At 53.4% G+C, this 10,543-nt stretch carries 9 protein-coding genes and 2 tRNA genes; 1 reads left to right on the top strand and 10 read right to left on the bottom strand.

Annotation, left to right across the window (positions count from 1 at the left end):
* From JOD69_RS02015 to rluC, 10 genes are all read right to left on the bottom strand, one after another.
* Nucleotides 1-110: GTP-binding protein (locus JOD69_RS02015; RefSeq protein ID WP_133717654.1), on the bottom strand; the 110-nt coding region annotated here is incomplete at its 3' end.
* Nucleotides 111-146: 36 nt separating this feature from the next.
* Nucleotides 147-2,246 carry an elongation factor G gene (gene fusA, locus JOD69_RS02010; protein WP_210023781.1) on the bottom strand — a complete coding sequence of 700 codons (2,100 nt, stop codon included), beginning with the start codon at nucleotides 2,244-2,246 and terminating at the stop codon, nucleotides 147-149.
* A gap of 44 nt (nucleotides 2,247-2,290) precedes the next feature.
* Nucleotides 2,291-2,761, bottom strand: coding sequence for a 30S ribosomal protein S7 (gene rpsG / locus JOD69_RS02005; protein ID WP_077728354.1), 471 nt, complete (start codon nucleotides 2,759-2,761; stop codon nucleotides 2,291-2,293).
* 19 nt (nucleotides 2,762-2,780) lie between these two features.
* Entirely contained in the window at nucleotides 2,781-3,155 is a 375-nt protein-coding gene (gene rpsL, locus JOD69_RS02000; protein ID WP_077728355.1) for a 30S ribosomal protein S12, read from the bottom strand.
* Nucleotides 3,156-3,637: 482 nt separating this feature from the next.
* Nucleotides 3,638-3,713 (bottom strand) — tRNA-Asn (locus JOD69_RS01995).
* A gap of 68 nt (nucleotides 3,714-3,781) precedes the next feature.
* A tRNA-Arg gene (locus tag JOD69_RS01990) sits at nucleotides 3,782-3,858 on the bottom strand.
* Between the two features lie 148 nt (nucleotides 3,859-4,006).
* Nucleotides 4,007-4,603: an NUDIX domain-containing protein gene (locus tag JOD69_RS01985; RefSeq protein ID WP_077728532.1), complete on the bottom strand. Its 597-nt coding sequence runs from the start codon at nucleotides 4,601-4,603 to the stop codon at nucleotides 4,007-4,009.
* Between the two features lie 21 nt (nucleotides 4,604-4,624).
* Nucleotides 4,625-5,614 (bottom strand): S49 family peptidase, encoded by a 990-nt coding sequence (locus JOD69_RS01980; protein WP_240502379.1) that lies wholly within the window; start codon nucleotides 5,612-5,614, stop codon nucleotides 4,625-4,627.
* Nucleotides 5,615-5,666: 52 nt separating this feature from the next.
* Nucleotides 5,667-6,317 carry an HAD-IIIA family hydrolase gene (locus JOD69_RS01975; protein ID WP_077728356.1) on the bottom strand — a complete coding sequence of 217 codons (651 nt, stop codon included), beginning with the start codon at nucleotides 6,315-6,317 and terminating at the stop codon, nucleotides 5,667-5,669.
* On the bottom strand, nucleotides 6,314-7,264 hold the full coding sequence (rluC, locus tag JOD69_RS01970; protein ID WP_077728357.1) for a 23S rRNA pseudouridine(955/2504/2580) synthase RluC: 951 nt from the start codon (nucleotides 7,262-7,264) through the stop codon (nucleotides 6,314-6,316). Before rluC ends, JOD69_RS01975 begins: the two co-directional genes overlap by 4 nt.
* 681 nt (nucleotides 7,265-7,945) lie before the next feature.
* Between rluC and JOD69_RS01965 the strand changes: the two genes are divergently transcribed.
* Nucleotides 7,946-10,525 (top strand): Rne/Rng family ribonuclease, encoded by a 2,580-nt coding sequence (locus JOD69_RS01965; protein ID WP_077728358.1) that lies wholly within the window; start codon nucleotides 7,946-7,948, stop codon nucleotides 10,523-10,525.
* The last annotated feature ends 18 nt before the right edge of the window (nucleotides 10,526-10,543 follow it).

Below are 10,543 nucleotides of genomic sequence, written 5' to 3'. Positions count from 1 at the left end.
GCACCCACCTTGGTCAGAGCCGCCGTCAGGGTCGTCTTGCCATGGTCAACGTGACCAATCGTCCCGACGTTCACATGCGGCTTTGTGCGCGTAAATTTCTCTTTGGACACGACCTGGATACCTCGCTACTTCTTATTTTCTAAACATTAACCCACAGATGCCTTCTTAATCACCGCGTCCGCAATGTTCGCAGGGGCTTCTTGGTATTTCTTGAATTCCATCGAGTAAGTGGCTCGACCCTGACTTAATGAGCGCAGAGTGGTCGAATAACCAAACATTTCCGCCAAGGGAACTTCCGCCTTCAGCACCTTGATGCCGGCATTATCTTCCATCCCGAGCACCATGCCGCGCCGCCTGTTCAAGTCACCCACGACATCACCCATATAATCCTCCGACGTCTCGACGTCCACACTCATGATGGGCTCAAGCAGGACCGGATTGGCCTTACGGGCACCCTCTTTGAAACACATCGAGCCAGCGATCTTAAATGCCATTTCGCTGGAGTCTACGTCGTGGTACGAACCGTCGAACAGCGTGACTTTTACGTCAACAACGGGGTAGCCGGCTAATATACCATTTTGCAGTTGCTCTTGCACACCTTTATCCACCGCCGGAATATATTCCTTCGGAACAACGCCGCCTACGATCCCGTTGACAAACTCGTAACCGCCAGTCTCTAACGGCTCGATCCGCAACCACACGTGCCCATACTGACCGCGCCCACCGGTCTGGCGAATGTATTTCCCCTCTTGCTCGACCGACTTGCGGATGGTTTCCCGGTAGGCCACCTGGGGCGCACCCACGTTGGCTTCAACCTTAAACTCGCGCTTCATTCGGTCGACGATAATCTCCAGGTGCAACTCCCCCATGCCGGAGATAATGGTCTGCCCCGACTCTTCGTCAGTGTGAACGCGAAAAGACGGATCTTCCTGAGCCAGTCGCTGCAGCGCGAGCCCCATCTTTTCCTGGTCACTCTTGGTTTTCGGCTCCACCGCAACCGATATTACCGGCTCAGGGAACTCCATTCGCTCGAGAACCACCGGCTTATCCACAGCCGAAAGGGTCGTCCCGGTAACAATATCCTTCAAGCCGACGCAGGCAGCAATGTCGCCAGCGCGAATCTCTTTTATCTCCTCACGGGTATTGGCATGCATGCGCAACAATCGACCGATGCGCTCTTTGTTTCCGGATTGCGAATTAATTACGCTATCGCCGGAGCTCAATACACCCGAATAAACCCGAACAAAGGTCAGGGTACCCACGAACGGGTCGGTCATAATTTTGAACGCAAGCGCCGAAAACGGCTCATTATCTTCCGATCTGCGCTCAACAGGCTGCCCGGAATCCGCATCCGCTCCTTTTATAGGAGGCACATCCACCGGGGACGGCAGATAGTCGACAACCGCGTCCAACATGGCCTGCACACCCTTGTTCTTGAAGGCGGAGCCACAGAGCATTGGAACGATTTCGAGGCCGATAGTCCGCTTACGGAGCCCGCCTTTAATCTCGTCTTCAGAGAGCTCACCCTGCTCCAGATATTTATTCATCAACTCTTCGTCAGCCTCGGCCGCAGCCTCGACCATCTTTTCCCGCCACTCAACAGCAGCGTCCGCGAGCTCTGCGGGAATGTCCGCATACACAAACGTCGCGCCGTGGTCTTCTTCGTTCCACACAATAGCCTTCATCTTCACAAGGTCGATTACGCCTTTGAACGAATCTTCAGCACCAACGGGAATTTGAATCGGAACCGGGTTCGCGCGCAGACGCTCACGCATCTGCTTATAAACCTTAAAAAAGTCCGCCCCCGTCCGATCCATTTTGTTTACGAACGCGATGCGGGGAACGCCATATTTCGTAGCCTGGCGCCACACCGTTTCCGACTGGGGCTGAACACCACCAACCGCGCAGTAGAGCATGCAAGCGCCATCCAAAACGCGCATAGAACGCTCTACTTCGATCGTAAAATCGACGTGCCCAGGAGTATCGATAATATTGATACGGTGCTCAGGATAGTTGAGACCCATACCCCGCCAATAGGTCGTAGTCGCCGCAGAGGTGATGGTGATACCACGCTCCTGCTCCTGCTCCATCCAGTCCATAGTAGCGGCGCCATCATGAACCTCACCGATCTTGTGATTTATGCCGGTATAAAACAACACACGCTCTGTGGTGGTAGTCTTACCCGCATCAATATGCGCGGAAATCCCGATGTTCCGGTATCTCTCGATTGGAGTCGTGCGTGCCACTGCTTTAACCTTCGCTAACCTAATTGGAGATAAGAAGTCACTGCTTACCAGCGATAATGAGAGAATGCTTTGTTTGCCTCTGCCATTCGGTGCGTATCTTCACGCTTCTTCACAGCCGATCCGCGATTCTCGTTCGCATCGAGCAGTTCGGCGGCCAACCTCATGACCATACCCTTCTCACTCCTCTTGCGAGCAGCATCGATTAGCCAACGCATAGCCAAAGCAGCCCTACGCGCCGGACGAACCTCAACTGGAACCTGATAGGTAGCCCCACCAACGCGACGCGACTTGACCTCCACCAGGGGCTGAACGTTTTCCAGAGCCTTGGTCAACACATCCAGGGACGATTGACTGGTCTTGGCAGAAATGTGATCCAAAGCACCGTAGACCACCTTTTCAGCCACGGACTTTTTTCCGTCCAACATCAACATATTGACGAAACGAGCCAGTATTTCGCTGCCGAAGCGCGGATCCGGAATAACTTCTCTTCTTTGAGCGACTCTTCTTCTAGACATAACGCAACCTGGAACTCAGTTAACTTTTCGGTCTTTTCGCACCGTACTTGGACCGCCCTTGGCGACGCTTTTGAACGCCCGCAGTATCAAGACTACCTCGAACAATGTGATACCTCACACCCGGCAAGTCTTTTACACGACCACCCCTAATTAAAACCACGGAGTGCTCCTGCAAATTGTGACCCTCTCCACCAATGTAGCTGGTCACCTCAGCACCATTCGTCAGGCGAACACGAGCCACTTTTCTCAAAGCGGAATTCGGTTTCTTAGGCGTAGTCGTATAAACGCGCGTACATACGCCACGCCTTTGAGGACAACTGTCCAGGGCCGGCACATTGCTTTTGTCTTTTTTCCTGACTCGCGGCTTCCGAACCAACTGGTTTATCGTGCTCATTACCAAACTCCAAAACTTTTTCGCTCAACCTTCGGAAAAATCGTCACCAGAAACCTTGCCCACCCAAAACGTTAAAAGGCGCTGGTAAAGCGGCGAAATTTAAAACTAAAAAACCGACTTGTCAACATCACGCGACCGAAACCTAAAAACCCCAGAATCGCGAGACACAAAGAAATTGGCACTTCGAGAAACATCCCTTCTTAGCTGCGCCGAGATCTACGGAGGAATAAACTAGAACCGCGAACTTGGACGCTACCCACAATCCAATTACCCTCAATCCCGGCTCACAATAACGATCGAGCACATCAACGCATCTCCACAGCCCATCACACCAATCGCCGCGGACTGATGACACCCAAGAAGACAGAAGGGATAAGAAAGAAACCTTGCCAGGACCGCCCCGCGGCCCCAGAGATCGCACGATGACTTCTTACTCGCGAGCCTGACACCAAAAAGCGAACAGAACTCACAACATGGAAATATGGCTCCCCCGGACGGGCTCGAACCGCCGACCCGCTGGTTAACAGCCAGCTGCTCTACCGACTGAGCTACAGGGGAACAAATTGAGTCGTGGGATTATAGAAACAGACCAACCCCCTGTCAAACCCCACGCAAACCGTACAAGATGGCGCGCCTGGAGAGATTCGAACTCCCGACCACCTAGTTCGTAGCCAGGTACTCTATCCAACTGAGCTACAGGCGCGCGGCAGAAGGCGTATTATGAATTATGGCACATGCCTCGTCAAATTATTTTTCTTAACAACTTCACCGCTTCTGATAGTTGCACCGGCCCTAACCGGAAAAGATCACGCACCAGCAAAAACGAATCAGAGCACTCCCACAGCAAACCTCTACCCATGCCTTGCCCGCAGGTGATGCCGATTCAATGCGAGCCACTGAAGACCTATGATGGGAATAGCGGCCTCAATTCGGCCCCGACTAAGCCAGTCCATCGCTTGATCGAAGCTCGCCACGCGAGCCAGAATATCTTCGTGCTCCTCTTCAACACCGTGAATACCACCCAAGCCCCGTGAGTCGACGATTCCACAATACAGCGTAATTTTTTCCGAACAACCGCCGGGCGTCGGAAAAAACTCGGCAATACGAATAAGCTCAGTGATTTCACATCCCGCCTCCTCGGCGGCTTCGCGATAGGCGACGTCTTCTGGACTTTCCCCTTGTTCGAAGGCTCCCGCCACGATTTCGAGCAACCACGGATCCCCATTCACAAACATGGCTCCGACCCTGAACTGCTCGATAAGCACCACTTGATCCGCCACAGGATCATAGGGAATAACGGCAACGCTCCTGCCACGATGAAACAACTCCCTATCCAAATAGTCACTCCAGCCTCCACGAAACAATGCATGCCTAAATCGTATGCGCGACAGACTGAAGAATCCGCGATAGATCGGCTCTTCCTTGATCAACTCGAACGCCTTGTCGATTTCATTCATAATTGCGCCGACCTAGTTCAAATAGGGGCCGGCCGATACAGCAGTGCGCAGCATGTGGCCGAATGTGATACCAATGCGACTTGTGACGCGGTCCCAAAGATTTTCCTCCGGTGTGTAATTGACCATATCCTTGGCACCGATCACCGATTCTGCAACAGAACGGACATCCCCAAGCCCATCCGCTAGTCCGAGCTTAATACCTTCGTCACCCGTCCAAACCAGCCCCGAATACAGTTCAGGAGTATTCTCCTTGAGGCGTCCGGCCCGCCCTTGACGGACGGCATCGATAAACTGTTGATGAATTGCATTTAACACCGATTGCACATGTTCTTTTGCCACGGGGTCGACCGGCGAAAAAGGATCGAGAATCGCCTTGTGTTCTCCGGCCGTCATTACTCTGCGCTCGATACCGAGTTTGTTAATAGCATCCACGAATCCGAAGCTGTCCATGATTACGCCGATCGATCCGACAATGCTCGATTGGTTGACGAAGATCTTATCGGCAGCGGAGGCAATGTAATACCCACCAGAAGTGCACATATCCGCAACCACCGCATAAATCGGGAGCTCCGGTTTTAGTTTTTTTATCCGTCGAATCTCCTCGTAAACGTAAGCCGACTGAACGGGGCTACCACCTGGCGTATTCATGCGCAATATGATCCCTTTTGCACCAACTGCTTCCGCGGCTGCCCTAAGTCCTTCGATAATGGCATCGGCATTAGCCTTTTCCCCGGCGGCGATCATCCCCGCCACGTCAATAACAGCTGTATGACTTTTCTCCCCCCTACTACGCTGATCCGACAACGGTTGTGCAACCAACCAAAGCGCAACGCCAAAGTAGGCCAGCATAAGCAGCTTAAAAAATATTCCCCAGCGCCTCGCCTGTCGCTGTTCCGTAAGAGACGCCAACAGCACTTTTTCCAGCGTATCGCGCTCCCATGCGGGTGAAGGCGTCGGTGTTTCCGGCTCTTGCTCGATTTCACTCATGTCGCGTTGGTCCATAGCGTTATCTCAGTCGACTTCGTTTGCCTCAGATTCAAACCAAAGTAATTCGTCAGCTCAGAATTTCCAGAAGGTCGGTAGTCCGCTCTATACATGCCAAAGGATCAAACTCAGCCAACTCGAACAAATCATTCGCACCGCATCCGACACCTACCGCAGCGACCCCGGCATTGTGAGCCATGCGCAGATCATGAAGCGAATCACCCACCATTAAAGTCCTCTCTCGGGCGATGCCGGCTTCAGACATGAGTTGAAAGAGCATTTCCGGGTTCGGCTTGGAAACCGTCTCATCCGCACAGCGGGTCGAATGAAAAAACAGCTCCGTCCCAGTTGCGGCAAGCGCATGATTCAACCCCGCGCGGGTCTTCCCAGTAGCGACCGCAAGGCGGTAACCGCGCCCCCTCAACTCCGTCAACATATCGAGCACACCAGCGAATAAACCATCCGCACTAATTATCCTGTCACCGTAATGACGGCGATAACCTTCCGCCAAGCGGCGCGCCATTTCGGAAGGATATTCGGGAAATAAAGCCTCCATCGCCTCCATCAACCCGAGACCTATGACGGATTTAGCCTCTTGGTCAGACGGAATAGGGAGACCGCAGCCGTGCGCAGCCCGCTGCAAGCAATCCACGATCCATCCGACCGAGTCGAACAGAGTGCCATCCCAATCAAAAACCAAAAGATCGAATTGGTTCCTCATCGCGGCAGCACTTTAAGAAATTCGGAAAGCTCCTGATCAAGCGGAGCCTTTACCTCGATCGGAGTGCCCGTACGCGGGTGGAGAAAAACCGTTTCCAAAGCGTGAAGAAAAAGACGTTTCAAACCAAGTCGACGAAACTCCCGATTGACTTTCTCATCGCCGTACCGCTCATCGCCGACAATGGGATGCCCCATAGATTGAGCGTGGACCCGAATTTGATGGGTTCGCCCAGTAACCGGACGTGCCTCAACTAGCGTCGAATCAAAATAGCGCTCCCTTCGCCTGAATTCGGTAACTGCGGGCTTACCCTCGCGCGCGACCTTAACCATCCGTTCGCCGCTCTGCAAGACATTCTTTTTTAACGGCGCATCCGCAATCCATCGCGCTCTCGCCCACACTCCGGCAAGCAGTGCCAGGTAAACCTTCTTTACTTCGTCACCACGAAATTGCGCGTGCAGAGCTCGCAGGGCACTGCGCTTCTTGGCGATCAGCAAACAACCGGAGGTATCTCGATCCAAACGGTGCACAAGCTCCAAGAACCGTGCCTCCGACCGGATTTCCCTCAACCCTTCGATCACACCGAAACTCAATCCACTACCGCCGTGCACGGCCATGCCAGCAGGTTTATTAAGGACCAAAAGATCATCGTCCTCGTACAAAATGCGAGGCTCCAAACGGGCTCGCACGAAAGTCTCCGGAATTTGGCTGGGATTGCTCATCGTTACCCTAATCGGTGGAACACGGATCACATCCCCCGTATCCAGCCGATCTTGGGCCTGAATGCGTCCGCCATTTCGGCGGACTTCACCGGTACGCAAAATTCGATAAATATGGCTTTTCGGCACTCCCTTAAGGCGTGTGAATAGAAAGTTGTCGATTCGCTGCCCCGCGCTCTCCTCATCCACTTCGATCCATCTGACAGAGGCGCCACTCAATGCTTGTTTCATAGGAACATAATATCAGCTTTGCCCAGCCAAATTGATGACTCTCCTTAAGATTGTTATAGTTAGCTTACGGTTGACAGCAACCGAACGCCTAGTAGTTATCCGGACCGTGCCCGGTGGTGATAGCCCATGAAGAATTAGAACGGCCTGGACTAAATGGTCGATAAGAATGCCTATAAAGCAATCTGTCTCGGGGCTACATGACATGGGGCGGGAGAATCGTAAGTTTCGCGGTTAAATGAGGACGCCGTCGCGCAGAGCGGCGGGATACGACTCGATTTTCGAGGTAGCGGGGCTCGACTGCTCACACGTCAGCCCAAAATAGTCCATCCCTGGCAAATGCCAGATCTAACCGAGAACCGTTTGCTGAACGGAATTATTGGCGACAGACAGAACATTTTGTTTAGAAGGTCAAAGTACCAAACAGAAAAATTTGGCCGGAAAAAACGACAACAGTAGGGTTTTTTCGCTCGACCCATGACGAGCGAGTATCGCGTGACCTGAAGAGAAGAATGGAACCCCCCTCCTCCGATTGAGGCAGGGTATCCCTCGCAACGTCAAGATTCGGTTTTCAGCGCAATAGGCGCATTCACGTCAATTGAGAACACGCTTTGATTGATAAGAACAATGGCTGCATGAAACCGCTTGCCCGCTTCTTCGGGGAACCGCTAAAGGACCAGCCGGATGAGAAGAATGTTAATCAACGCCACTCAGCCCGAAGAACTTCGGGTTGCACTGGTGGACGGACAAAAACTTTACGACTTTGATATAGAAATCCCTTCCAAAGAACAGAAAAAAGCCAACATTTATAAAGGTATTATTACCCGCATTGAACCCAGTCTCGAAGCGGCCTTCGTCAATTATGGCGCCGACCGCCATGGCTTCTTGCCATTCAAGGAAATTACGCCGAACTATTTCGGACAGCCCCTGGACGAGGAATTTTCCCGCCGGGATATCAAGGATTTAGTCAAAGAGGGACAGGAAGTCATAGTTCAGGTCGAGAAGGAGGAGCGCGGGAGCAAAGGGGCGGCGTTAACGACTTACATCAGCCTGGCCGGCAGTTACCTGGTGCTAATGCCCAATAATCCGCGCGCCGGCGGCATTTCTCGACGTATCGAGGGCGATATTCGTTCCGACATGCGCGAGGTTATGAATCAACTCCAAATTCCGGAAGGCATGGGGCTTATCGTGCGGACTGCCGGGGGCGGCAAGTCAGCCGAAGAACTTCAATGGGACCTGAATTACCTTTTGCAATTGTGGGAGGCTATTGACCGCTCGGCCAAGGAAAAGGCCGCCCCGTTCCTAATCTTTCAGGAAAGCAACGTGATCATTCGTGCGCTGAGAGATCATCTCCGCGGCGATATCGACGAGATACTGATCGATGATGCGGGCACTTTCAAGCTGGTGCGCAGCTTTTTGCAGCAGGTCATGCCGCAGTTCATCCAAAAGGCAAAGCTTTACCAAGACACAGTCCCGCTATTCAGTCGTTATCAGATCGAAAGCCAGATTGAAACAGCTTACAGCCGCGAGGTCCCTTTGCCATCCGGTGGAGCCATCGTAATCGATCACAGCGAAGCCTTGACAGCGATCGACATCAACTCCGCCCGGGCAACCAAAGGCGGCGATATCGAAGAAACAGCGCTAAATACCAACTTGGAAGCCGCCGACGAAATCGCGCGCCAACTCAGACTGCGGGATTTGGGCGGTTTGTTCGTGATCGACTTCATAGACATGATGGCGGCGCGTAATCAGCGGGCCGTCGAAAACCGATTACGTGACGCGATCAAGGCGGATAGAGCCCGGATACAAATCGGCCGAATCTCTCGTTTTGGTTTGCTCGAGATGTCCCGTCAGCGCCTCCGACCGTCGCTCGGTGAATCCAGCCTGCTCACCTGTCCACGATGTAACGGCCAAGGCTCCGTGCGCAGCGTACAGTCGTTGGCACTCTCGGTACTGCGTATCATCGAAGAAGAGGCGATGAAAAAAAATACCGACAAGGTTATCGCGCATCTGCCCGTAGATTCGGCTACCTACCTTCTCAACGAAAAGCGCTCGGCTGTCGCGGACATCGAAAAGCGCCACCTAGTTAGTGTTATCGTAATACCGACCAAACATCTTGAGACGCCGGCGTATGAAATCCAGCGCGTGCGAAGCACTGGCGCAGAGGAAGAAGGAGAGCGGAAACCGAGCTATCAGATGCTGAAGTCAGCTGAATCCGAGCTCCCCAGATTTACGAGGGAAAGCGCATCAATCAGCGCGGAGCCTGCCGTTAAGGAATTCCTGCCCGCTCATCCGGCTCCGATTACTAGCGCAGGGAAACACGCCGCAGGTGGCTTCATAAAGCGGTTCTGGTCGATTTTGACCGGCGGCAAACTTGAGGATGAAGCGGAAGCTGTCGTCGAAAAGCCTCAGCCGATACTCTCACAAGTCGCTCAACACCGCCCCCATCGGATAGCCGACTTCAAACAGCGTCAGCAGTCAATGAGCGGGGAAATGCTTGAAACCAGAGAAATCGAAGCCCGAACTCCAATTCCGGAGAAACAGGAATTCGGCAATGGTGACCGGCGAACCCGAGATCAGTCCAGACGCGGGGGGTCGCGCAGGAGACGCCCGAGGCGGGGCGAGCCCGGCTTAGCGCGTAGCGGCCAGCAAAACCAAGCTAGAGAGATCGCCCCGGAGAAAATCGAAGACGCCAATCTCCCGATCCCGGAGCGTCAAACGATTGGGTACAAACCTACCGAAGAGGCACCGACTGAGACAATCATGTCCGCTCTGGTTTCCGACAATGGGGTCCAAATCGTAACCGAACCAGACCGTCCGTCGCTGGAGAAAGAGGAAAAGCCGGAGATTCCTGCGGTCCATTTGCCAAGGCCCAGGGCGCCCGAGGAATCTCGGGGCGAGCGCGAAAGCATAAGCTCAGTTAGTACGCCGGTTATCGGGTCCTTTGAGCTTGATTCACCATCGGATGATAGCGAGGAAACCGAAGCGGAAGATTTGAGTCTCGAAGCGCGTAAATCGCCTCGCCGATCCTTGGCCAAACGCCGGGGGCGCGGCAGACGAGATAAGAGGTTTAGCGCCAAACGAAGTGAGTCCAGCGAAGGACCCGATGACAGTATTCACGAAGATCGCCGCGAAACGGGTGAAGTGGTCTCGACGGCCAATGACAACCGAGCCACCGATGAGCACCGACCAGCCGAAGAAAGTCGGAGCACTACTGCCGTTGTCGTACCGGACAAATCGAGTGTCGAAAGTGGCACGGAGTGATTTTGGCCAGGGAGAAAG

It is taken from the genome of Methylocaldum sp. RMAD-M (assembly GCF_017832375.1).
Taxonomy (GTDB): Bacteria; Pseudomonadota; Gammaproteobacteria; order Methylococcales; family Methylococcaceae; genus Methylocaldum.
The sequence above is the reverse complement of the archived record's forward strand: the minus strand, read 5'-3'. Positions and strand labels throughout refer to the sequence as shown.